Raw genomic sequence first — 24,395 nt, forward strand, 5'->3', positions numbered from 1 at the left:
GCAGATGAAGAAGATTATTTCGGGTGAAAATATAACCAAACAATACGGCACCGGCGGGGAGCGCCGCAAGGTGCTGGACGAAGTATCTGTCGATATTCACGAAGGTGAATTCGTCTCGGTGATGGGACCTTCAGGCTCAGGGAAATCCACGCTCCTGTTTGCGCTGAGCGGAATGGACCGGATCGACGGGGGCCTGGTTACTTTTGAGGGCAGGGATCTGGGGATACTTGAAGAGGATGAGCTTGCAGATCTCCGCAGAACGGAAATGGGCTTCGTGTTCCAGCAGCCGACACTGATGAAGAATCTGAACATCCTGGATAATATTATTCTGCCGTCGATGCGCGGCAACCGGAGGAAGGTTGCGGCGATTACGGATACGGCGCAGCAGCTTATGCAGAAGGTGGGCATCGCGGAGCTGGCGAAGCGTGATATCACGGAGGCTTCGGGCGGACAGCTGCAGCGGGCCGGCATCTGCCGGGCGCTGATGGGCAGTCCGCGCATTATTTTCGGGGATGAGCCGACCGGCGCGCTGAATCTGAAGGCTGCCGAGGAGATCATGGACCTGCTGTCCGGAATCAATGAAGAAGGGACGGCAATCATGCTGGTCACCCATGATGCCACTGTGGCGGCCAGGACGCAGCGGATTATGTTCATGTGCGACGGCCGGATCGTCGATGAGATACGTCTGCCGAGATACAGCGGAGGGACGCTTGAGCCCCGCATGAACTTAATCACGGCGAAGATGCGGGAGATTGGGATTTAATATTGAAATGAACCATTAGCCCGTGCTGTTCGTATTATAGTTATTTGCTAACACCAAGGAAGAGGTGAGAGGAAATGCTGACGATTAGACATTTTACGAAGAGCTATAAGGGCGGCAAAAAAGCAGTAGATGATCTCAGTCTGGTAGTCGAGCGGGGCGACATCTATGGCTTCATCGGGCATAACGGCGCTGGCAAGACCACGACTATCCGCGCTGTGGTGGGCGTGCTTGATTTTGAACAAGGGGAGATTGAGATTGACGGCATTTCAATTAAAAAAGATCCGTTAGCCTGTAAGGCGAAAATTGCCTACATCCCGGATAACCCGGACCTGTACGATCACCTGACGGGGATTCAGTACCTGAATTTCATCGGCGATCTCTTTAACGTATCCAAGGCGGATCGCGAGCGGCTGATCGGGCAATACGGCGATGCCTTCCAGCTTACAGCCAGTCTGGGCGATCTGATCTCCTCGTATTCCCACGGCATGAAGCAGAAGCTGGCCATTATCTCGGCGCTGATTCATGAGCCGAAGCTGCTGGTGCTGGATGAGCCTTTTGTCGGCCTTGATCCCAAGGCAGCGCATACGCTGAAGACCATCATGACGGATCTGTGCAGCAGGGGCAGCGCCATCTTCTTTTCCACACATGTACTAGATACGGCGGAGAAGCTCTGCAACAAAATCGCGATCATTAAGGGCGGACGGCTGATTGCCCACGGCTTAACTGAAACGGTACGGGGCGAGAACAGCCTGGAGGACGTATTCATGGAGCTGATCGATAATGATTAATGTCTGGAGATTAACGAAGCTGCAGCTGTTGTCCTCCTTCGGCCTCAATCAGGCGCTCCATACGAAAGACCCTGCCCAGAGACGCAAGGCGCTGTTGATCAGCCTCTTGGTGATAACCGGGATACTCATGATCGGAGCCGTGTCATTCGGCTACAGCTTCATGATGGCGCAGTCGTTCGAGCAGCTTGGGCGGATGGACTTATTGCTGGCAGTGATGATGGCGGTCACTTCGCTGATTGGCTTCTTCACTACGGTCTATAAGGCAAGCGGGGTATTATTCAGCTATAAAGACTACGATATGATTATGTCCCTCCCGGTGAAGACCAGCCATGTTGTGGCGAGCCGGGTGCTTCAGCTCTATGTGATGAATTTGTTCTTCACCCTGCTGATCATGCTTCCGGCGGGGGCGGTGTATGCAATACATGTGAAGCCGGGCGTGCTGTTCTATCTGTTTTTCCTATTGACGCTCTTCTTCATTACTCTGCTGCCGATTATAGCGGCTACGCTGGTGGGCACCCTCATTAGCTGGGTCTCTTCCCGGTTCCGGGCGAGCAAAATCCTGAATATGATCCTCACGTTCGCCTTCATCATTGTGCTGATGCTGGGCTCGTTCACACTCAATCAAGGGCAGCAGGCGATTGCAGATGTTGGAGCCGCCTTGGGTGATATGATCTTCAAGGTGTATCCTCCGGCTTCCGTGTATGTTGACGCAGTCTGCTCGTACCGGGTAAGCGCCTTGCTCTTCTTCATCGCGGTGTCTGTGCTGGCCTTTATGCTGTTCTCAGTCCTGCTGGCGACCCGGTATAAGGCGATTCATACAGGGCTTATGACCAGCCGCGCAAGCCGCGCATATAAGATGAAGCCGCTACAGGCTAATTCAGCATTCAAAGCCTTGTATCTAAAGGAGCTTCGGCGTTATTTCAGCTCGGTCAATTATGTGCTGAACACAGGGATCGGGATGGTGCTGCTCCTGATGATGTCCATTTCCTTATTATTCGTCAGCTCAGAGCAGCTGGGAACCATTCTTGACATCCCGCAGTTGTCGGACTCCCTAAGTACGCTGAGTCCGCTGGTTATCTCTCTATTCGTTGTTCTGAGCTGTACGACAGCCTGCTCTATTTCGCTGGAAGGCAATCATCTGTGGATCTTGACCAGCTCCCCCGTGCCCAAACCGGCGATTGTATTCAGCAAAGTGGCGGTGAATCTCACCATTACGTTACCCATTACAGCTGTAAGCTGGGGGCTGCTGGCCTATACTCTTCATGCCGGATGGATGGAAAGTATATTAATGCTGGCCGTTCCGGTAATCTATGCCTGCTATTCCGCGCTGCTGGGCGTTATGGTGAACCTGAAGCTGCCCAAGCTGGACTGGACTAGTGAAGTTGCGGCGATCAAGCAGAGCGCGTCGGTGCTGGTAACGATGGTTATCGGCGTTCTCACGCTGGCTGTTCCCGCCGTACTGTTCATGCTTCTTCCTGGGGTGGGCGGAAATCTCATCCTGCTGGGCTTCGGCATTCTAATGGCGGCGGTCTGCACTGGCATGTACAGATATATACAGACAAGCGGGGAGCGGTTATTTGCGAAGCTGTAGGCCCGCTTGTTGTGTACGCATCAATCACACTCAAATAAGTTAGGAGATGAATCCGTGCAGAGCCTGCGTGAGAAGCTGGAGGATTATACGAATCAGTACCTGAAGCTGTGGTTACCATACAGCAATTGTCGGAGCAACTGGGGCTGACAAGCCGCACCTTGCGGCACTGGGAAGCGGAAGGATTGTTTCAGAGCTATCGGGAGGTATCCTCAGGTTGGCGTACTTACGATGAACAAGCGCTTAGGTGTATCAGGATCACGGCGCTGCTGCGGAGAATGGATATCCCGATCAAAGAAATACAGGCTGTTTTGGATAAAAGTTCTGTGCCTGTGCTTAAGCAGGTTATACAGAACAGGCTAATTGCTCTACAGGCGCACCAGGAAGAACTCGAACGGGTGGGACAGCAATTACATCAGGTACTCGATTATCTGAATACTTCCAATAAGAGGACCTCCATTCAGGAGGAACTGCTTAGCGAAATGGAGAATGTCTTTATGAGTAATGTAACCGAGCAGTCCACATTCAAAGTGATTACACTGCCAACGATGAGGGTAGCCTTTCATATCGTGGTGGACCAGTCTCCGGAAGACAAAGCGATGGGACCCTTAATGGATTGGCTGGAATCCGCAAATCTTCTGGGTACGGCGCGGTTATTCGGCGGGAATATGAAGCCTATGCCAAGTAGTGCAGGTAAGCCTTACGGTTATGGAATGTGTGCGACAATTCCTGAAGGAATCAGCATACCTGAGCCTTTCAAGGAAATGATCCTGCCCGGAGGACTCTATGCCAAATTGGATAGCAGTGAAGACATTGGGGGCTCCTGGAAGATGCTGATGGATCAGTTAGCCCATAGCACAAAGTACCGCTCTGACCGCAGCAGACTCTGTCTGGAAGAGCATATCCGCAATGACTGCCCTGAGGGCAGCGGCAACTTGTATGATCTTAGTCTGCTGGAACCTGTAGTATTGAAATAATTTAGCCAAACCCGGGAAAAGAAGGGAAGTAAATGAACATTGAGTTCAGTAAGGTAAGCCTGTTTGAACGGGGAACACTGCTTGAATTATTGAAGGATGCCTATTCCTTCGATCGCAGGTATGAGCAGAGCTGTCTGGAGGATTGGCAGGAGTTTGACAACTTTTTCTTTGACAATCTGCAAATTGCGGATAAATATGGGTTCATGACTACGCTGCATGGTAAGGCGATTGGCTTTGTATCCTGGGACCCGAGGCAGATGCCCCGATATGCTGAAATCGGCCATAATTGTATTGCGACTGCCTACAAAGGCAAGGGCTACAGCACCCTGCAGCTTCAAGAAGCGGTTCATCGTATTCTGCAGAATGAAGTACAGCACATTCTAGTGACCACTAATGACGATCTGCTTCCCGCCCAGCGGATGTATGAGCGCGTTGGTTTTATTTTGCAGCAGAAGCGGCACATGGGTCCTGGCTCTGTACTTAAAGGTGAACATTGGGATTACGTGTACAGGCCATGAAATTGGGGGATTACTAAAAAGTCAGAGGTTACACTAAGTAAAGCTACAGGGGAGGATGCGGCGGATATTCATGCTATGCAGCTTCAGGCCTTTATGCCGCTCTTGGAGAAATATCAGGATTATGAGACAAATCCGGCTAATGAAACGTTGGAGAGACGTGTAGAACGGATGAATCAGGAATTTGTTGATTACTATCTCATCCGAAACGCCGGAAATGCAGTAGGCAGCATGAGAGTCAAGAAGACAGATCAGTATCAATACTGGCTCGGTCAAATATGCGTATTGCCGCAATGTCAAGGCCAAGGCATTGCCCAGCAAGCCTTTGCCCTGATTGAAGAGATCTATGCGGATGCGAAAACGTGGGGGCTGGCGACCGTCGTGCAGGAGGAGCGTAACTGCTATTTGTATGAGAAGCTGGGCTACAGAAGGACCGATGAAACCCGGGAAATCAATGATAAGATGACCTTGTGCTTTTACGAGAAAACTCTTAAGTGAAGTTAACGCCTACAGATAGAAATGCTGCATAAATTGCAACTCCGATTCATTGATATATTAGTATTCGCGAGGATTGTTGTATAAAAAGCAGGAATAATCCGCTCAGTGGCTTGGTCGATGCGGGAAAACTGCCTTTTGTGCAACAATTTTGGATTGGGGACTATACAGTGCGGAGAATATTGCAATATGTGCAGCATTGTGAATGGTAATCTGATAAAAGCGTTCCAAGCCTGTTGTTTCAACAAGTACTTGACAACTGTAACTATAGAAAGTAAAGTGAGGATATAAAACATCTTAACTTAAAGATAATTATTAACTAAATATCTTAAAGTAAAGATATATCCGAATCAATAAATAAGGAGGCAATTCAAATGAACAAACAAACCATGGGCATTCATCATATCACCGCTATTGTCGGGCATCCGCAGGAGAATATGGACTTTTATGCAGGAGTACTGGGTCTGCGGCTGGTGAAGCAAACGGTCAATTTCGATGATCCGGGAACGTATCACTTCTACTTCGGCAATGATGGCGGGAAGCCCGGAACCATTATTACCTTCTTCCCGTGGGCGGATGCGTATCAGGGTAAGATCGGCGGGGGGCAGGTTGGTGTTACTTCGTATGTCATTCCGGTAGGCGCGATGGCTTTCTGGAGAGAAAGACTGACAAAGTTCAAGGTTGCTTTTACCGAAATGGAGCGGTTCGGAGAGCAGTATCTCGAGTTCGATGATCCGCACGGTCTGCATCTGGAGCTGGTGGAACGGGAGGCGGGTGAGCGTAATGAATGGACCTTCAGCGGGGTAACCCCCGCGGTGGCGATCAAGGGCTTAGGCGGCGCAACACTGCTGTCCACGCATCCTGAACAAACGGCTGAGCTGCTGGACAAGGTGATGGGACTTACATTGGTGGGGCAGGAAGGCGATGTCGCCCGCTACCATTCCACTGCGGACCTCGGAAATGTGGTTGAACTCAAGGTAACTGCGGTGCAGCGCGGCGAAATGGGAGTCGGCACTGTCCATCATATCGCCTGGAGAGCGAAGGATGACCAGGATCAGCTTGAATGGCAGGATTATGTGCATGATAATGGATATGGAGTAACGCCAGTTCAGGACCGGAATTACTTCAACGCTATCTATTTCAGAGAGCATGGGGAGATTCTGTTCGAGATTGCTACTGATCCTCCAGGCTTCGCCCATGATGAATCCCCGGAAACAATGGGCAGTCGCCTGATGTTGCCGGAACAATATGAGCCGCATAGAGAACAGCTTAAGCAGGTATTGCTGCCATTCACATTAAGAGAGCTTGTCTAATTCAGCTTATATACAAAAAGAGGAGGCACGATCATGATTTCAATTGATCCTATGCACAATACCGAACGGGATAATTATAAGCTGCTGGTCGGGAGCATTATTCCGCGGCCGATCGCTTTTGTCACCACGCTGGGGGATGAGGGGGTATTGAATGGTGCGCCGTTCAGCTATTTCAATATCGTATCCTCCAACCCGCCGATGATCTCCGTCTCTATTCAACATGCCGGGGGGCAGTCCAAGGATACTGCACGCAATATTAAGCAAATGAAGGAGTTTGTGGTTCATATTGTGGATCAGCAGAATGTCGGGCAGGTGAATATGACTGCGGCTCCTCTGCCGCCGGATCAGAGTGAGGTTTCTCTAGCCGGACTGACGCCTGTGGATAGTCTGCACATTGGCGTGCCGGGGATTAAGGAAGCGAAGGTGCGGATGGAATGTGTGTTGGAGCATTGCCTTGAGCTGCCTAATAATGATCTGATTATCGGCAGGATCGTGCAGTTTCATATTGATGAGGAGATCTACGAACAGGGAAGAATTGATCCGGTACAATTAGGGGCGGTAAGCAGATTGGCCGGGAATCATTATGCGGGGATCGGGGAGATTTTTGAGATCGAGAGACCGGTATAATAGGACAGGTTATCATCTGAACAACAAAGCCCTGGCGCAAGCGCCAGGGCTAATTATGTACAAAAAAATATTGCATACAAAGAAATAATATGCTAATGTTATAAGACTGTTGACTACTTTTATTAAAATATATCGGAGGTAACGCATCTTATTTATATCTTAATTATAGCAAAGGGACATCCGGTTTGTCAACCCGCCTGTTTGGGACTATTTCAAGAAAGAGGAGTGATCCGGTGATGGAGAAGGTAAGCAGCTGGGAGCAGGAGCAGGAGTGGCTGGAGCAGGTCAAGGAGAAGCTGAAATCGGGGATCGCAAACCTGGAGCCGGAAGTTGGCCAGCTGAAGGAGCAGGCTACGGACATCCGCCGCAGATTCTGGGAAGAGGTTACGGTCAATACGAGTACGGAGGAGGATTTCGAAGAGAGCTTCTTCACGATCACCCAGCAGGACGCCGTCCTGTCTGAACGGGAACGCAGTCATGCGCGGAAGCTGCGGCAATGGAAGAACATGCAGCGGCTGCTGCCGTCGCCTTATTTTGGCCGGATTGATTTTCACGAGGAGGGTCAGAAGGCGGTGGAACAGGTCTATATCGGAGTGTCTTCCTTCATCGAAGAGGATGGTCTGAGCTTCGTGGTCTATGACTGGCGGACCCCCATTGCGAGCCTGTACTACGACTATCCGCCGGGAAAAGCAGCCTTCGACACACCGGGAGGACGGATTAGCGGAACGATGGAGCTGAAGCGGCAGTACCAGATCCGTGACGGTCAGCTCCGGCATTTGTTCGATTCGAGCGTTACGATCGGAGATGAACTGCTCCAGCAGGTGCTTGGCAAAGGCGCAGATTCACAAATGAAAAGCATTGTCGCCACGATTCAGGCGGAGCAGAACGCGATTATCCGTAACGATACCAGCCGGATGCTTATTGTGCAGGGAGCGGCGGGCAGCGGCAAAACCTCGGCAGCGCTCCAGCGCGTAGCCTATCTGCTGTACAAACACCGGGAGCGGCTTACGGCGGATCAGATCGTATTATTTTCCCCTAACCCGATGTTCAACAGCTATGTGTCTACCGTTCTTCCGGAGCTGGGTGAAGAGAATATGCAGCAGACGACCTTTCAGGAATATCTGGAAACGTGGCTGGGTCGGGATTACCGGATAGAAGATTCGTTCGATCAGATGGAATATGTGCTTACCGCTCAGCAGGAAGAGGGTTATGAAGCCCGTCTCAAGGGAGTCGAATATAAGGCGTCGGAAGCCTTCCTCCGGGCACTTCAGGGTTATGCGCAGTGGCTGAAGCTGGAGGGGATGCTGTTCAAGGACATCTGCTTCCGGGACCGCGTGTTAATCTCAGGAGAGCAAATCAAGAGCAAGCTATACAGCTATGATCTTTCCATTCGTCTGCCTAACCGGATTACGCTGGTGCAGAAATGGCTGCTCGAAGAGCTGACCCGACTGCAAAAGCAGGAGCAGGGAGCCGCCTGGGTAGAGGAAGAGATGAATTACCTTGACAATGACCAATACGCTGAAGTGCACGGTAAGCTCCACAGAGAGCAAGGGGTGTTTGATTTTGCCGAGAAGTACCTCCGTCTGCAAGAAATGCTGGTGCACAAGCGGCAACTGGATGAAGGGGACTTCGATTACGCCGAACGGGAGGAAGAACTGCTAAGCGAGATGATTGTGAAGGAGCAGTTTAGACCGCTGAGACGGGGGGTCAAGAAGTTCACCTTCATCGACATGAACGGGTTATACCGCGGGCTGTTCACTGATGAACGAGCCTACCGGGAGATGACAGGGGAAGCGGGGGTGCCGGAGCTGTGGCCGGAGATCTGCGGGCAGACGAAGGATAAGCTGAGCGGGCAGGAACTTTTTTATGAAGATGCGACCCCGTATTTGTATTTAAAAGAATTGATCGAGGGGGTGCGGACGAACACGCAGGTGCGGCATATTTTTGTGGACGAAGGCCAGGATTACTCCATGTTCCAGTATGAGTTCCTCAAAAAGCTGTTTCCGCGTGCCCGCATGACGGTGCTGGGAGATTTCGGCCAGGCGATCTTCACGCAGGCGACGAATCTGTATGGAAGCAGTTCACCGCTGCTACAGCTCTATGGAGAAGAAGAGACTAGCCAGTTCCTGCTGGTCCGCAGCTACCGCTCGACCTTTGAGATTGTGGAGTTCACGAAGCGGCTGCTGCCCGGCGGCGAGGCGATTGTAGCTTTTGAGCGGAGGGGCCGGAAGCCCGTATTGGCTAAGCTGGGCAATGATGAGTTGAAGGCAGAGCGCATTTTAGAGGATCTCGCGGAGCTTCAGGCTGAAGGCTATAGCTCCATCGCTGTGATTACGAAGACGGCTGACGAGAGTAGAGAAGCTTATGAGATTTTGACTGCCGGAGGGGCTGCCGGGTTGCTTCATATTACCAAGGATACTCCTGCCTTTAAAAAGGGTGTACAGGTGATTCCAGCCTATCTCGCCAAAGGTGTCGAATTCGACGCCGTGTTGATCTACGACGCCTCCCCGCAGACGTATCACAGGGAGAGAGAGCGAAAGCTTTTTTATACGGCATGTACTCGGGCTATGCATCGGCTGCAGCTGTATACGGCAGGGGAATGGACGCCGTTTGTGAATGGGGTAGACGGGGAGTTGTATGAGCAGACAGTAGCTACTCTATAGATCTAAGAAGGCCACTCCAATTTAATGGAGGGGTCTTTGCATGTTGAGCCTGGTTCAACTATGAGAACACAGTGAATGCTCTGTGATATTTTTTTCATATCAAAATACCCGTTAAAAGATATTTCACCTATTAATAGTGATTTGTTACGCTTAAATGGCTATTAAAAGGAGGTAAGAAAATGGAATATCGGAAATTGGGTGAAAGCGGCTTATCGGTTAGTGAGATTGCTTTTGGAAACTGGATTACGCATGGTGCGCAAGTGGATAATGACACCGCCAAAGCTTGTGTCCATGCGGCATTGGACGCGGGAATTACTACATTCGACACCGCAGATGTGTATTCGGACACGAAGGCAGAGACGGTGCTGGGGCAAGTCTTAGCAGGAGTGCGGCGGGAAAGCATCGAGTTATGTACCAAGGTCTATCAGCCTACAGGAACAGGCCCCAATGACCGGGGATTATCCCGGAAGCATATCATGGAAGCTTGTAACTCCTCGTTGAAAAGATTGCAGACGGATTATATAGATGTTTATTATGCCCATAGATTTGACAAGAAGGTATCGCTGGAGGAGACCTTCCTGGCATTCTCAGATCTGGTGCGTCAAGGGAAGGTTCTGTATGTGGGGATCAGCGAATGGACGGCGGAACAGATCACACAAGCTGCGGTTTTGGCCCGGGAGCTGAAGGTACCTCTGGTCGCTAGCCAGCCGCAATATTCGATGTTATGGCGGGTGATCGAAGCGGAGGTTATTACGGCTTCAGAGCGGGAAGGGATCGGGCAGGTCGTCTGGTCACCGCTGGCCCAAGGCATTCTTTCCGGGAAATATCTGCCGAATCAACCGGTCCCGCAGGGGTCCCGTGCTTCGACCTCGGCGGGTTCTCCGTTTTTTGAACGATTGGCTGGCCAGTGGCTGCATACAGAGGTTCTTACGGCGGTATCCCGGCTGTCCTCGCTTGCACACGAAGCGGGGCTGACGCTGCCGCAATTGGCCATCGCCTGGGTGCTGCAGAATCCGCAGGTGTCGTCTGCAATCATTGGGGCATCCAGACCAGAGCAAGTACAAGAGAATGTTAAGGCTTCAGGGGTGCGTCTTGGACCTGATTTGCTGGGTGAGATCGACAGAGTACTGGAGGGACTGGTTGAACGTGATCCTGCGAAGACCGGCTGAATCACTCTGTTCGCGCACCTTTACCTGAAGTTATGGTCTTGTAAAATCTCTACAAAGGCAGAGATGACGGCCTGATTCGTATCCGTTCTCCAGGCAGCATAGAAGGGGACAGGCGGCACCTTGTCTTCAAAGGGTCTGAACACGACTCCGCTGCGCTGGAACACGGAAACCGAAGAAGGGACAATGGAAACCCCGAGGTTCGCTGCTACAAGGTTTACAATGGTATACATTTGCACGGCTTCCTGTACAACCTGAGGATAGACATCATGCTCTGCGCAAAAGCCCATAATAAGATCATGAAAAGGAAGCCCATGCTTACGCGGAAAGAAGATAAAAGGCTCGGCACGCAAAGCGGAGACGGGCAATACCGGCAGTTCAGCCAAGGGATGCTGATCAGGCAATACGGCAACCAGAGTTTCGTTGATCAAGCTGCAATGATTAATATTCTTGGCCGGCTCAATGAAGCGCATGAATCCAATATGGATGGTACCGTCATGCAACGCCTGCCATTGCTGGGCAGAAGTCATCTCCAGCAGGTTCAGCTGTATTTGAGGGAACCTTTGCCGGAAGATTTTGAGCACATCGACCATGATTCCGCCCTCTGCTGAACCGATGAAAGCGATGTTCAAATGTCCAATGATGCCTTGGCTTGCCAGTCGTACAGTTTGAATAGACCGCTCCAGTTGAGCTAAGATCCGGGTGGCTTCCTCCCAAAAAACAGATCCCGCTGGTGTGAGGCGGACTTGACGTTTGTTCCGTTCGAATAGCTTCACACCCAGCTCTTGTTCCAGAGCTTGAATCTGCTGGGTCAACGGAGGCTGTGTCATATGTAATTTCTCTGCGGCACGATGGAAATGCAGCTCTTCCGCAACCGCAATGAAGTATTGTAATTTTCGTATATCCATTGTTGTGGTCCTCTTTTCCTGCAGATAAAACTAGTATAGCATAAGGGGTAGGATCGACATGTATACTGCGAAGCACCGCAGATGAATCTGGGGACAGTCAGATACTATACGCAGATATCCGCCGGGACACACGGCCTTCGACACACCGTGAGGACGGATCACCGGCACGATGGAGCTGAAGCGGAGGGATTAGTAATTTGATTGAAATGTAAATTGTCGAAAAAGTTAGAAATATGTAAATATAGGTATATACAAATTTCTAAAAAAGTAGTAATATTCTCCTGTGAAATAATTACCATGGGGGGATTTGGAATGTTTGCAATGGGGCTAATTGGTGGTATTACTGGTATTATCGCCTCACTCTTAGCGATGGCTATCGGAGGCGTTGATGCTGCTTTTTCGGATAGTGGGACTTCAAGTATTACAGGGTTGGCAGTTTCTGCGTTACTATTCAGTATTTTGGGAATAGTTGGTTCTGCGTTCTCTAAAAGTAAGCCAAAACTAGCTGGATATCTTATGTTGGTTAGTGGTGTAGCTGGGGCAATCAGTATTTCGTTGTTCTACGTTCTTTCAGGAGTACTACTTATCGTGGCTGGATTCATGGGAGTTTTAAGTAAGAAGAAAGCTGGAAATTCCACAGTTCCTCCTGTATTTGAATAAGTACAGAACAATTGTAGAAATTTAAATTTATAAATTATACAGTTTGAATTTTTTTTAAAAAAGCCTATCAACCAGTTAAGGTTGGCAGGCTTTTTTCTTTTTGTAATTAGGACCTATCAATCTTTTACCTCTGATCTCCAGCAATATCCGGATCTCACGTAAAGTGAGAATATTGACATTCTTTATGTCTTACACTAAACTGTAACCAATACAGTGAACTGTAACAAAAATTTCGTAAGGAAGGAGAATCCAATGAATACCTACACCGCGAAGCAAGTGGCTGAGGTGTTACAGAATGAAGATCCGCAGATGAATCTGCGGACGGTCAGGTACTATACGCAGATTGGAATGCTGCCGCCGCTGGAACTGGTGGGCAATAAGAGGGCGTATACAGATAGTCATTTGTATTATTTACGGGCGATCCTTGTATTAACCAGGAGCGGCGAGACGCTGGCCTCGGCCCAAGAGAAGTTAGCCGGACTGACGATGGACGAAATCATGAAGCTGGGCGATAACCTGCGGCTCTACCAATCGGATCAGATGCTCCAGAGTGAGATGCATGTTGTTAGTGAGGATGTCATTCTCTCCGTTAGTCCGCGCATCTCAACGGCGCTGAAGGAGAAGATGCTTGAGACGATTACTAGACTACTTCAAGAGGAGGGACAGGTATGATCCAAATGCGTTTTGCAAAATCTGCTATAGAGCAGGAAGAGGGGATGATTCATCTCTGGCTTCAGATCGCGCCGCCCGGCGGGGTGCAGAATGCCCGCTTACAATTAATCCTTCCGGCAGGGCTTCACCGGTCCCCTAATCTGAATGGTGCTGTTGAAGACAGCAGTGGGAGAATATGGATTGACGATACGCAGTCAGTAACGGACCTGTACGTTGAAATCTTCACCAGGGAGCCGGTCCCTTGCGGGGAGTATAGTCTGGCGGTTGAATTGTCTTACACGGATAGGGATGGAACCGGTACCAGTGTTAAGCAGGTGATTCCACTGAAGGTCGTGTCTGAGGAGGAGTCGGTGGAGATTCATACCGATGAGGAAGTGGTGCGCAGAATTAAAGAACTGCGACTTCCACAAGACAAAAGTGAGCTGAATGAGTATAACGAATACACCCCGGCCAAGCTAATCAGGCTTGATTCCAACGCTATGTCGGAATGGGAGAAGAAATACCGCGTGGAAGGGGCTAAGATCGAGAGTATATGAGAACCCAATTACTATTATTCATTATCACCGGAGCCAGCGGAGTAGGTAAAACCACGGTCATGCACGAGCTGAGGAAGCAGATGCCGGAATTTGTGCTGTTCAGTACGGATGATGATAACTTCGGAAGCACGGGGAAGAAGCTGGAGTATCAGGACCGGTATAATGTGCTGTTTCATTGTGCGCGTGCCGTTGCGTTGTCGGGAAGAGGGACGATTATTTGCGGGACGATGATGCCCTGGGACGCCAAGAAATGCGATGTTTATGATGCTTTCAGTGAAGTGCACTTTATTAACCTGCATTGTGACGATGCCACCCGAAATGCCCGCCTGCGGGGCCGGGAGGATGCAGCGACCTGGACAGAGGATATGCTCAGGCAGCACGAGGAATTCGCGCAGTGGCTGCTGGACCATGCAGATACGGAGTATTATCCGCCGATGCCTACTTTTGACTCCACTTCTACACCTCCGGCCGCGCTGGCGGAACAGATCAAGGAGTATATTAAGGAAAAATGGAAGGGTAGCACGGGAATTGTCTCTTAGGTGAATAAATCTGCGGTGTATAGGATGGTTTACTTTCTATTCGTGTGTAAAAGCTTAAGGCCATCCCGGCAGGGATGGCCTTTGAACTATTTTAGGTTATCCCACAGCGCCTGGAATGCACCGGACTCAACCTCGAAGAATACGGGAGCCGCACCGTAACGCACGAGCCCCTGACCGAATAAGGTCAGCTCCACCCGGGCCTTGTTATCCAGCTCCAAGTAGATAATCTTGCGGTCTTCGCTGTCATAGATGCCTTGCTCTGTCAGCGGTTCCGCTGCCAGCGGCTTCGCAGTCATGAGTGCTGCGAGGAAGCCGTCCCGTGCTGCCCCTTCCGGCAGCGGCAGGTACTGCTGCTGGCCGTTATTCCAGCTGCTGAAGCTCTCCCACTTGGCAGAGGCGATGTGGCCTTCGAGATTCAGCTTGCCGAACAGATCGGCGCCGCTGTTAATCGTAATGCCATTCGTGTGTTCGTACAGCTCCGCGAACACCTGGCCGTCAGCCTCCGTATAGGACATGACCATGAACCCGGAATCATAACCCTTGACGGCATAGATATCTGTTTCACCAATGTTCGAGGCCAGCTCGGTATACTGATCCTTGCCGCTCCATTCGTCGATTCCGCTGGTCGTGCGGCCCAGCTTCTCACCGCGTAGTGCGGCGGCATCGGCCGCATCAATGCGGGTCGCGGCTTGCGTATAGATATTACCTTTGTATACGACAAGTCCGACCATATCTACTGCAACGCCGGTACTCTTATCCGGCAGCTCGATCTTGGGAATGACTACCCCTGCGGAATTGCCCGGTGCAGGCGTGCCTGGATCTACCTGGGCCACCTGACCCGGGGCAGACGTTCCATTCAGCTTCTTCATAATGTCCGGTCCGGCCAGACCGATTCCGGCAGCAACCAGCAAGCTTGCTGCGAGATAGGCCATTCTACGCGGACGGCGTTTCTGTTCCATTTTATTGACCAGTCCTTGCTTCATCGTTTCATTAGATTTCATAGTATCCACCGCTTTCTTGTATGTTGTCCGAAATTGTTCTTCCTTCACTCCGGTTCCGCTCCTTCCAGCTCCAGTTTTAACAGCTGCCGCCCCCGCTGTAGTCTCATCTTCACGGCAGACTCGCTGATCTGCAGAATCCTGCTGATCTCCTGGATGGGGTAATCCTCGTAATAATACAGATGAATCACAGCCTTATACTTCACCGGCAGTGCCAGCACGAGCTGCAGAATAGCCAATTCCTCGGGGTTATCGGACGTTACCGGCTCCACGCCTTCGAGCTTGACCTCGCGCTTGCGCCAGCCTCTGCCCAGCAGATTCTTACAATGGTTGGTAATGACACGGATCAGCCATGCTTTCTGATGTTCGTCATCCTTGAATACTGGAGCTTTCTCCATCAGCTTGATGAAGGTATCCTGAGTTGCTTCTTCGGCATCCTGGCGGCTGCCCAGATGAACCAGGGCAATCCTGTACAGCATTTCAGCATAGACTTCGTAACTTTGTATCACATGATTGCCCGGCCGGGTCATGGGTTGCTGCATGAGGTTATGCCCTCCTTTATCTATAACACCCTTTAGGACGGCATTCGGTCACATTTTGTTTCCGGTAAATTGTAATTGCTGCATTCCTGTTGCCCGGCGCACAAAAAACAGGGGAGGAAGAAGTCCTGAGACTTCCTCCTCCCCTGTGACAGAGGTCATATGAAGCGACTGCACATCCGGTCACTTATCTATTCAGGCCGTGCTGCGGTTATTCGGGGGTTCCCTGGGTCACCCCATGCACATAAGTCTTCCAAGGGGAATCCAGCGCCCCTTGCCCCGGATTATAGGTGAAGGAGTACTCCACGGTATCGCCTTGCTGTAGGTTATTTACCGCATAGGTATAATTACCGTTACCCACAGAGGTCATAGCCACGTTCTGCTGGCCGCCGTTGTTGATTTTGTAATGCAGGTCGGCGAAGGTAGCGCCGTTCACGTAGAAGAGCAGGTTGTTTCCAGTTTTTTTGAGGCCGCGCACCTGATCGCCGATCACAATGACCGCCGGAGAAGGTGCGGTCACGGTAATGGTGCTGCTGGCTGTTTTGTTACCGTCTGCTGTTGTAGCCGTTACGGTTGTTGTACCTGCGGCCAGCCCGGTGACGAGACCGCTCTGGCTTACAGAGGCGGTATTACTGTTCGCAACGCTCCAGGTAACCTGCTTGTTGGTCGCACCGGACGGCGCCACATTGGCGGTCAGTTGGACGTTCTGTCCGGTCTGAACCTGGGCATTAGCAGGAGTGACGGATACGCCGCTGACGGAGACGTTGCCCGGATTACCCGGATTGCCGGGATTCCCGCCGCCGCTGCCCTCCTTGTACACCCGTACATAATCTACCAGCATCGTTGCCGGGATATCGGATGGGGCGGGGGAGAGCCCGCCGTCGAAATGTCCGCCGACCGCCAGATTCATAATCAGGTAGAAAGGCTGGTCGAACGGGGCGTTCGGATTGTTCGGTGCAGCAACGGAATACCACTGCGCTCTGTTGACCTTGAAGAAGAATTTGCCGTCCACATACCACTTGACGTTGTCTGCTTCCCAGACCATGGAATACACATGATAGTCATTGGCAAAAGTCTGGCCCTGCGGGAAATGATATTCACCGGCAATATACTTATTCACAGGCCATTGTCCGCCGAAGTGTACGGCGCCGCTGGTCGTGCCGGGAAGCCGTCCCTTGGCTTCCATAATATCAATTTCACCGGAAGCCGCCCATGCCCCGTAAGCGGCATCCTTCGGCAGCATCCAGAGTGCGGGCCAGATCCCGTTGCCTGTCGGCAGCTTGGCACGGATATCTACTCTGCCGTACTGGAAGGACATATGATCCTTGGTGTTGATTTTGCCGGAGGAATATTGTGCGTAACGGTTCGGGTCCTGCGGGAAGGACTTCGGATCGTTCTTGGCCCGGATATTCAGTTGTCCGTTCTGGACAAATACATTCTCGGTACTATTCGTATAATGCTGCAGCTCGTTATTCCCCCAGCCCCAGCTATTGGGGTCATTCGTAATATAGTAGCCTTGTTCATAATTCCATTTGCCGGTATCGAGCGTGGTCCCGCTGAACTCATCCTGCCAGAGGAGGTTCATGCCTGCGACAGCCGGGTCTGACGGGGTTCCCAGCGTAATATCTTCCTGGTCGCTCTCATCCGGTCGAGGAGCATTCGGATTGCCGGTGAAGGTGTAATAGACATAATTGCTGCCGACATTTCCTCCTTGCTGCCCGTTCAGCGGATAGCCGATGCGGATCTCCATATTTACCTGGATCGGCTGGAACCACAGTCCGTAGACATGATCGGCCCAGTAGCCCCACTGGTTGGCGGCGGACATATTGTTGTAGCCGTTACCGGCGTAGACGAATCCGCTCTGGCCGGAATTGCTCAGATCCACCCACTGGCCGCCGGTTTTGATCTGATAGACGAATTTGCCAAGCTCGGTGCCAATGGGTGCGCCCCCGTCAATCTTAGGCAGGGGGAAGCCGATGGAGCCGCTGTTATCTGCGGTGTAAGCCGTGCCGTCATAGGCTGTCAGGACATATGAATTACGGACCGGCTGATTGAAGGTGATGGTATAGACGAGACTGGCGGAGGAGGTCTTCGAGGCCAGCTTGACGTTGATGGATTCGGTAACGGTGAACCAGTACCCGCCGCCCCCCTCGGTGAACTGGCCGAAGTTGCTGTCATAGATCCAGCCGCTCGCTGCATTGTTGTCAATGTCAATCCAGGTGCTGCTGCCCACCGGCTTCACGAATACTTTGAGATCATCTGCCACGGCTTCATAAGTTAAGGCCGGATCATTGTTGAAGGTGGGGTAGGTGAAGCCTGCACCGCCCGTAAAGCCTGCTGTAATCTGCGGCCCTTGGGTAGGTGCCATTGCGGAGATCGTGGTTGTGTTCAAATTCTGAAAAGCAAGGGTGTAGTTCAGCGTAACTGCATTATTCGCTTTGGAGTAGAGCTGGATTTCGGTTGTCGCCGAGAGGGTGAACCAGTAGCCGTTCTTCCCGCCGTCGCTCCAGTGCCCCCAGTTCTGGTTGTAGACGTAACCGCCTGCGCTGTCGATGTCTACCCAGTTGCCATTTACTTTCACTTTGACGCCCACATCATCCGACACATCACTCCAGGTGGCCGAGCCACCGTTGAACACAGGCATAACGAAGCCATAGCTCGCTTGCCCGACGCCGGATTTGGAGATTACAGGACCGTCTGCCGCTGAGAAATAAGTCATGGAGCTAACCGTTACACCCGCTGCGTCCGCCTTCTGAATTCTCGATGCAGGCAACAGGCCGGTGCCGGCCAGCATCACCATAACCAGGAACACACTGAGTACCTTCTGCATAAATCCGTGATCCCTAAGCTGAAGTCGTTTCATACTTGCCCTCCTTTAATTAAATGGTAGTGAAGGTAACCGCTTACATATGAGAGAACATCTTTATTCTATCGAATCTTATATACCGCTAAAAGGGACAATCTTTTTTGTTATGACCCAATTTTTTGTGTTCTACCGTTTGCTCTGCTGAAAACCCTAGCCTGCGAAGCAAGGAACATCTCCTCGCAATAGGCTGGCGCAAGGCGGATGGGCCGAAGGTATGCGAAAACAAACATGTCTTTCAAGGCACAACTCCTGCATGAAAATGAGCAGCGCGCCTAAAAACAGAACGTCGTCTGTTCATCTATTTAACAAATTTTAACGGAAAACCGAACAAAATTAGACCGGGTGGTAGCGTAGGCCGAATGTAATCGGAAAACCGAACATAAGTGGCCAGCGCGAGGCGTATGGGCTGAATGTACGCTCATGTTTTTGGAGAATGAACTGGGGATTCCGCTTAAACAGCGGAGCATCCACCCAAGTGCTCACGTTGATCTTACCTCAAAATCGTGGTTGTCCCGGTAATCTTCTTCCCGTTCCAGCTTCCGGCGGGTCAGCAGACGGTATTCGGTGGGCTGCATATTCATGGCTTCGCGGAAGGCCCGGGTGAAGCTTTTGTAACTCTCATACCCGACCATGGAGGCAATCTCCAGGATTCTTTGGTCGGTCTCGGCCAGCAGGCGCCGGGCTTTGTCCAGCCGCACATCACGCAGGTATTCGGCGAACCCCTTGCCGATATTCTTCTTGAACTGGTTGGAGAAATACGCGTAATTCAGCGAGACATGGTTGGAGACCATGGCCAGATCCAGCGGCTTGTGGTAATTCTCGTGGATGAACCGGATCGCCTCGTTCAAGTCCTGGGAGCTGCGGTAGCTGCACTTGTAATCGTAGTAGAACTGGTTCAGCCGCAGGAGCTGCTGCTGCAACGCCTGAATGTAATCGCGGATGCCGGGATAATCGAACAGGTTGCGCAGGCACTGGAGGTCGAGCGCTTCTTCGCCCATATATGGACGGATGACACGCTCATACTCCTCCATCATCTGAACGACGGCACGGCACAGCTGCTGGGTGTAGCGGATATGGTAACGCTGCAGCACATCCTTGTGGAAGAGACCCGAGATCCCTTGGGCAATGCTGCCGCTGTTCTTGGTGCCGGTCAACTGGAACAGGGCATACAGCTCCTCATAAGGAAGCTCCCATTGCTGCTCCAGCCGCTCAATGTGCCGGGGGAGAAGGCAGCGCTTCTCCGGAAAAAGGAAGCTGTGGCGGTATAGCTCAACTCCCTGCGTATAGCTGCCCGGCAGGCTTCTTAATCCCTGCTGCGGGCCGGTCATGGCGGTGATAACTTCAACCTGCTCAGCGGTGAGCGCAGCCGGGAAGACATCAGGATCAACGGCTGCATCCACCGCCAGAATGAGATAAGGACGGTGCTGGAGACAGATACAGCCCTGTCTGCCGTACACACGATAGGCAATGGATTCTATGCTATGGCTGCTGCTGGCCCCCGGCTGGTTAATCCACAGCTCCTCGCGCAGCAGGCAGAGGCGGTAGCTGCGCCACAGCTCCGTGTTCTGCTGCTCGGTCTCCGCAATCCAGGTCTCATCTCCCGCCGCACCCTGCATATACATGCGCAGCTCCTTGCGGTCCGCCTCCCGGGCCAGACGGGAGAGCTGTTCGAGGCTGCTGGAGAGCGACCTTCGCGTCTCTATCTCCTGCCAGACATGCTCCACCGAGGCTTGCAGATCCTCGCGCTTCACGGGCTTAAGCAGATAACCTTTGGCCCCCAGCCCGATGGCCTTCTGGGCATAGGCGAAATCGCTGTAGCCGCTAATAATCAGGTAATCCACTGTCAGTCGTTCCTGACTGGTCTGCGCCATAAGCTCCAGGCCATCCATGTCCGGCATACGGATATCAGTAATTACGAGCTGGATGCTGTGCTGGCGCAGCAGCTCCAGTGCTTCGATTCCATTGGCAGCGCTGTAGATATGGCCGGGCTGCAGCGGGAACTGGCGCAGCATCGCCTGCAGCCCGTCGCGGATATGCTTTTGATCGTCCACAATCAGAATGTTGATCATGTCTACCAACCTCCAAGATTCACATTTTCCCAGGGCAGCCGTATGGTTACAGAGGTATAGGCTCCTTGTATGCTGTCGATCCAAAGACCAGAATCGGTGCCGTAGTGCAATTGCAGGCGCTTATGTACATTCTCCAGCCCCAGGCCGCTATTGCTGCTGATAATCGGTGTGTCCGAATGGCCGAGCAGTACAGACTGCAGACTGTCCAGCATCAGCGGATCTACTCCGGCACCGTCATCACGGATCTCGATCAGCAGCAGGCTGTCCTTCTCTACACGTACCGAAATGCCGATATGAACACTGCCGCCCGAGGGGGCCGCATGGTGTACGGCGTTCTCGACGATGGGCTGCATGCACATTTTGGGAATATTATAGCGCTGCACTTCAGGGGGGAGATCCGCCGCGAGTTCAATATTTCCGCCCTCCATGAAGTTGATGAACCGGATGTAGCTCTGAATGTTGGCCAGCTCTTCACCGAGGGTAACAGTGTCGCTGCGCCACATCATGCTGTAACGCAGCAGTGAACCCAGCGACACCAGGGCACCGGCAATCGCAGGCTGCCGCTCAACCTCCGCGCGCATTCGGATTGACTCCAGTGCGTTGTACAGGAAATGGGAATTAATCTGTGAGTGCAGGGAGTGGAGCTGGGCGTTCTTGGCGATTAGCTGCTTATCCACGACCTGGGTCATCAGGCGCTGGATTTCGTCCAGCATATTATTGTAGCTGACCGCCACGTAGTCGATCTCGTCACCGGTTTCGTTCTCCCGGAGTCCCGTATCAATCTTGGCATCGAGCTGGCCCCTGCGCACCTTGCGCATGGAGACCAGCACCTTCTCCAGCCGGCGGAAGATCCGCCGGGTCATCCGGGAGACGAGCAGCAGCATCAGCAGCAATACACAGGAGGTGACGGTGATCACGATCAGGTACCAGTTCCGCGGGCCCTGCATCATCACCTGGCGGGAGGCGATATCGACCACATAGGCGTTCAGCGGAGCAATGTAACGATACAGCGCATAGTAGGTCTGATCCCCGGAATGAATCTTGATCGGGGTCTTCTGCTCCAGCACCTCCAGTTGCTCATGAACCCCGGTCAGGATGTCGTCCAGCTTCTCCCCGGCCTTCTGTGGGAACTCATGCCCCGGGAGGTATACATTGCGGGAAGCATCCGAGCCGTCCATGATCACCGTGAAGAAATCCCGCCCGCTGTCTTCCAGCAGATCGCTGAAAAAAACACTGTGTCTGGCGCGGATCTCCATAATGGTCGGGAGCTTCTGCTGCTGGCCCTGAAGCCGCACCAGCCTGTAGTAAGACAACGTATCACTGCCATCCCGGAAGGAGAAAAGCCTGAAGGCGGCGCCGCCTTCATCGCGGAGCGTCATCCAGTAATCCTGCGGCCGGAACTTGGAATAATGATAGATTTCCGGCCAGATCTCATATACCTTGGGGTTATCGACATAGAAGCTCAGCGAGCTGATCATCTCATGGCTTTGAATAATATTGTGCATTTGCTCATACTGGTTCTGCTTGAATTTCACGAGCCGCAGACCCTCTCCGCGCATATTGGAGTGAATGAAATCCACAAATGCCTTTTGCGTCAGGGCAGTCGCGGAAGCGTTCTCAAGAATGTCCATCCGGCTGCGCAGCCGTTCGTTCAGCCGGGCGACATGATTGCTGCCTTCCGCCATGGCTTCCTTGTAGAGCTGACTCTCCTGGGTGCGGATGAACAGGAAGGAGACCACAATGGCAGGGATGGCAATCATCAGGCTGAAGGCCAGGAAGAGCTTTTGCGAGATGCGGGAATTGCGGTATAGCCGCCTTGCTGTTGTCAGCGTAGCCTTCATCTGGAATCCCTCCCATCCCAGTAATATAGCACAGATTACCAATCGGCTGGTAGGCCATAAGGCATTGCAGCCTGAGGCGGATTCCTTTCTAAGCAGGGAATACCGGCCGCCCTTCCGGCCGCCGGTACACAGTAGGTTATAGGGGGTATTCCTTTTCCTTATTCCGCCATTTTGGCCTTGCGGGCATCCAGCTCCGTCTGGCGGAACTCCATGACCTGCGCGAAGCCGTAGCTGTCGCGGCGGGAGAGGAAGCTCTCGAAGATTTTGTCAAAAGCCGCTTCGTCCTTGGCCGTAATCAGCTCAGGCAGCACTTCCTCCCAGTTCTGGGAGATGCGTGACCAGGCAACCGCCACCTCGGAATCGCCCAGCGGGTCAAGCCCCTTGTAGATCCCGCTGTCGATATCGGCCTGTGCATTGGCGAAATCCTCCATCTGCTTGATCACAGGCGCTTTCTCCGGTCTCCACTGGTTGACGATAACCGGATTGCGCATCATCCAGTACGTATCCAGAATGCCGTATTCCTTCTCCAGCTTCTCGATATTGCTGCCCAGCATGTCTGCGAATTCGGCCTTCAGCTGCGGCTTGCCGTCCACGTTATCCCAGGTTTCGCCTTCCTTGCCGAGGAACAGGTCACGCTGGCCTTCTTCGCTGGCGAGGTAGGTCAGGAAGCGGATCGCCCGCTCCGGGTTCTCAGTGGACTTGCTGATCATCGTCACCATCCAGCCGTCCATGTTGCCGGGGAACAGCTTGGCGCTGTCGCCCTTACTGTTCTGTGGCCCGTCAACGGCGATGTAATTGGAGTCCGGATTTGCGCCCGCAGCCAGCATCGGATTGACCGCCGTCATGCCGGTCCATTCGCGGATCATCATGAAGTAGCGGGCGTTGTTCGTTTTCTCTTCCACCTGAGTATCGGAATCGACCAGGAAGTCCACATTAATCAGTCCGCGCTCGTAAGCGGTGCGGAAGGTTTTGAGCCAGGCAATATAATCGGGATCGGTAATACGGTCATACACTTTGCCATCCTTCTCATGCGGAACCGCCAGCAGATTCTGGAGGTATTCCGTCATCCCGTAAGGCACATTCCCCTGGGCGAAAAAGGGGCTGATCGGCTGGCCCTTATACTCGGGGTACTTATCCTTCAGCAGCTGCAGCGCACCCAGGAAGCCTTCCGGGGTACTGAGGTCCGGCTCACCCATCTCCTCGTACAGATCCTTGCGGACCAGGAAGGTCTGGTTGGCTGCGGTCATACTGGTCTCATGCATCAGATTGGGGCTGTAGGAATCATTCGGAACCCCGTAGGTGTTGCCGTTCTCCTGCCGGTACCACTTCAGCGTACCGTCTCCGGCGACCTTGAAGAAGTAGGGATCGTACTGATCGGCCAGTTCATTGAGCGCATAGACATGATCGCCTTCCCACAGCTTTTTGACCGCAGTCTCCCAGGAGCCCATGCTGATCAGGTCCGGCAGCTTGCCGGAGGTCATCATCAGCGTGATTTGCTCATTCGCTTCACCGGAGGGAACCTCCAGCTTGACGTTGACGCCTGTTTTCTCCGTGACATATTTGGAGGCGAGGCTCTCGCCCCAGGTGTGGGCATACCAGTTCGCGCCAACGAACCAGGTTAGATCTACCGGGCTGGTATCGAGCTTCCAGGCAGGCTCATCACCGTTCAGCTTGGCTTCGGCCGACGGCGAGGGCGAGGCTTCAGCCTGCGGTGCAGCCGTTGGGGTATTCTCCTTGCTTGCAGAATTGCTGCTGCAGGCGGCCAGCGTTAACGTTAAGGTTACGGCCAGCAGAGCGGCTAAGACGGGCCTTACAGGTTTGCTTTTCACGTAAGAATCATCCTTTCGGTATGGTGTAGAATGCTTCATTGCC

Annotated in this window: 21 protein-coding genes; 14 read left to right on the forward strand and 7 right to left on the reverse strand. The window is 52.4% G+C overall.

Annotated elements, in window-relative coordinates; all coding sequences use genetic code 11:
* Positions 1–4 precede the first annotated feature (4 nt).
* The 10 genes from ACFSX3_RS12665 (at position 5) to ACFSX3_RS12710 (ending at position 10,898) form a co-directional block, all read left to right on the forward strand.
* Positions 5–763 (forward strand): ABC transporter ATP-binding protein, encoded by a 759-nt coding sequence (locus ACFSX3_RS12665; RefSeq protein ID WP_209992331.1) that lies wholly within the window; start codon positions 5–7, stop codon positions 761–763.
* A 74-nt stretch (positions 764–837) separates the two neighbouring features.
* Positions 838–1,551: an ABC transporter ATP-binding protein gene (locus ACFSX3_RS12670; protein ID WP_209992330.1), complete on the forward strand. Its 714-nt coding sequence runs from the start codon at positions 838–840 to the stop codon at positions 1,549–1,551.
* Entirely contained in the window at positions 1,544–3,142 is a 1,599-nt protein-coding gene (locus tag ACFSX3_RS12675) for a hypothetical protein (protein ID WP_209992329.1), read from the forward strand. The genes ACFSX3_RS12670 and ACFSX3_RS12675 overlap by 8 nt, the downstream gene beginning before the upstream one ends.
* A 107-nt stretch (positions 3,143–3,249) precedes the next feature.
* Positions 3,250–4,116, forward strand: coding sequence for a MerR family transcriptional regulator (locus ACFSX3_RS12680; protein WP_209992328.1), 867 nt, complete (start codon positions 3,250–3,252; stop codon positions 4,114–4,116).
* A gap of 32 nt (positions 4,117–4,148) precedes the next feature.
* Complete coding sequence (locus ACFSX3_RS12685) at positions 4,149–4,634, forward strand: GNAT family N-acetyltransferase (RefSeq protein ID WP_209992327.1); 486 nt, start codon at positions 4,149–4,151, stop codon at positions 4,632–4,634.
* Positions 4,635–4,643: 9 nt separating this feature from the next.
* Positions 4,644–5,129, forward strand: coding sequence for a GNAT family N-acetyltransferase (locus ACFSX3_RS12690; RefSeq protein ID WP_379258824.1), 486 nt, complete (start codon positions 4,644–4,646; stop codon positions 5,127–5,129).
* Positions 5,130–5,500: 371 nt separating this feature from the next.
* A complete protein-coding gene (locus ACFSX3_RS12695; protein WP_209992325.1) occupies positions 5,501–6,439 on the forward strand; it encodes a ring-cleaving dioxygenase in 939 nt (312 codons plus the stop codon).
* 33 nt (positions 6,440–6,472) lie between these two features.
* The gene (locus tag ACFSX3_RS12700; protein WP_209992324.1) at positions 6,473–7,066 is read left to right on the forward strand and encodes a flavin reductase family protein; all 594 of its coding nucleotides are present in this window, start codon (positions 6,473–6,475) and stop codon (positions 7,064–7,066) included.
* A gap of 236 nt (positions 7,067–7,302) precedes the next feature.
* Positions 7,303–9,729 carry an RNA polymerase recycling motor HelD gene (gene helD / locus ACFSX3_RS12705; protein WP_209992323.1) on the forward strand — a complete coding sequence of 809 codons (2,427 nt, stop codon included), beginning with the start codon at positions 7,303–7,305 and terminating at the stop codon, positions 9,727–9,729.
* A gap of 179 nt (positions 9,730–9,908) precedes the next feature.
* Positions 9,909–10,898: an aldo/keto reductase family protein gene (locus ACFSX3_RS12710; protein WP_209992322.1), complete on the forward strand. Its 990-nt coding sequence runs from the start codon at positions 9,909–9,911 to the stop codon at positions 10,896–10,898.
* A 20-nt stretch (positions 10,899–10,918) separates the two neighbouring features.
* Here the strand turns inward: ACFSX3_RS12710 and ACFSX3_RS12715 are convergent, their stop codons facing one another.
* Positions 10,919–11,803: a LysR substrate-binding domain-containing protein gene (locus ACFSX3_RS12715; protein ID WP_209992321.1), complete on the reverse strand. Its 885-nt coding sequence runs from the start codon at positions 11,801–11,803 to the stop codon at positions 10,919–10,921.
* A gap of 201 nt (positions 11,804–12,004) precedes the next feature.
* Here ACFSX3_RS12715 and ACFSX3_RS12720 point away from each other — a divergent pair, with 201 nt between their 5' ends.
* The 4 genes from ACFSX3_RS12720 (at position 12,005) to ACFSX3_RS12735 (ending at position 14,210) form a co-directional block, all read left to right on the forward strand.
* On the forward strand, positions 12,005–12,463 hold the full coding sequence (locus tag ACFSX3_RS12720) for a DUF4064 domain-containing protein (protein ID WP_379312911.1): 459 nt from the start codon (positions 12,005–12,007) through the stop codon (positions 12,461–12,463).
* Between the two features lie 252 nt (positions 12,464–12,715).
* Positions 12,716–13,135 (forward strand): helix-turn-helix domain-containing protein, encoded by a 420-nt coding sequence (locus ACFSX3_RS12725; protein WP_209992320.1) that lies wholly within the window; start codon positions 12,716–12,718, stop codon positions 13,133–13,135.
* A complete protein-coding gene (locus tag ACFSX3_RS12730; RefSeq protein ID WP_209992319.1) occupies positions 13,132–13,671 on the forward strand; it encodes a hypothetical protein in 540 nt (179 codons plus the stop codon). Before ACFSX3_RS12725 ends, ACFSX3_RS12730 begins: the two co-directional genes overlap by 4 nt.
* Positions 13,668–14,210 (forward strand): AAA family ATPase, encoded by a 543-nt coding sequence (locus tag ACFSX3_RS12735; protein WP_209992318.1) that lies wholly within the window; start codon positions 13,668–13,670, stop codon positions 14,208–14,210. Before ACFSX3_RS12730 ends, ACFSX3_RS12735 begins: the two co-directional genes overlap by 4 nt.
* An 86-nt stretch (positions 14,211–14,296) precedes the next feature.
* On the opposite strand, the gene ACFSX3_RS12740 is transcribed toward ACFSX3_RS12735, so the two are convergent.
* From ACFSX3_RS12740 to ACFSX3_RS12765, 6 genes are all read right to left on the reverse strand, one after another.
* Positions 14,297–15,211: a hypothetical protein gene (locus ACFSX3_RS12740; protein ID WP_379312913.1), complete on the reverse strand. Its 915-nt coding sequence runs from the start codon at positions 15,209–15,211 to the stop codon at positions 14,297–14,299.
* Between the two features lie 44 nt (positions 15,212–15,255).
* Complete coding sequence (locus tag ACFSX3_RS12745; RefSeq protein ID WP_173140031.1) at positions 15,256–15,750, reverse strand: RNA polymerase sigma factor; 495 nt, start codon at positions 15,748–15,750, stop codon at positions 15,256–15,258.
* Positions 15,751–15,958: 208 nt separating this feature from the next.
* Positions 15,959–18,610, reverse strand: a complete 2,652-nt coding sequence (locus ACFSX3_RS12750) for a family 16 glycosylhydrolase (protein ID WP_209992316.1) — start codon at positions 18,608–18,610, stop codon at positions 15,959–15,961.
* Between the two features lie 482 nt (positions 18,611–19,092).
* Positions 19,093–20,682, reverse strand: coding sequence for a response regulator (locus ACFSX3_RS12755; RefSeq protein ID WP_209992315.1), 1,590 nt, complete (start codon positions 20,680–20,682; stop codon positions 19,093–19,095).
* Between the two features lie 2 nt (positions 20,683–20,684).
* The gene (locus ACFSX3_RS12760) at positions 20,685–22,523 is read right to left on the reverse strand and encodes a sensor histidine kinase (RefSeq protein WP_209992314.1); all 1,839 of its coding nucleotides are present in this window, start codon (positions 22,521–22,523) and stop codon (positions 20,685–20,687) included.
* A gap of 158 nt (positions 22,524–22,681) precedes the next feature.
* Positions 22,682–24,352, reverse strand: a complete 1,671-nt coding sequence (locus tag ACFSX3_RS12765) for an extracellular solute-binding protein (RefSeq protein WP_209992313.1) — start codon at positions 24,350–24,352, stop codon at positions 22,682–22,684.
* Between the last annotated feature and the right edge of the window lie 43 nt (positions 24,353–24,395).

It is taken from the genome of Paenibacillus rhizoplanae (genome assembly GCF_042684125.1).
In the GTDB taxonomy this organism is placed as follows: Bacteria; Bacillota; Bacilli; order Paenibacillales; family Paenibacillaceae; genus Paenibacillus_AQ; species Paenibacillus_AQ rhizoplanae.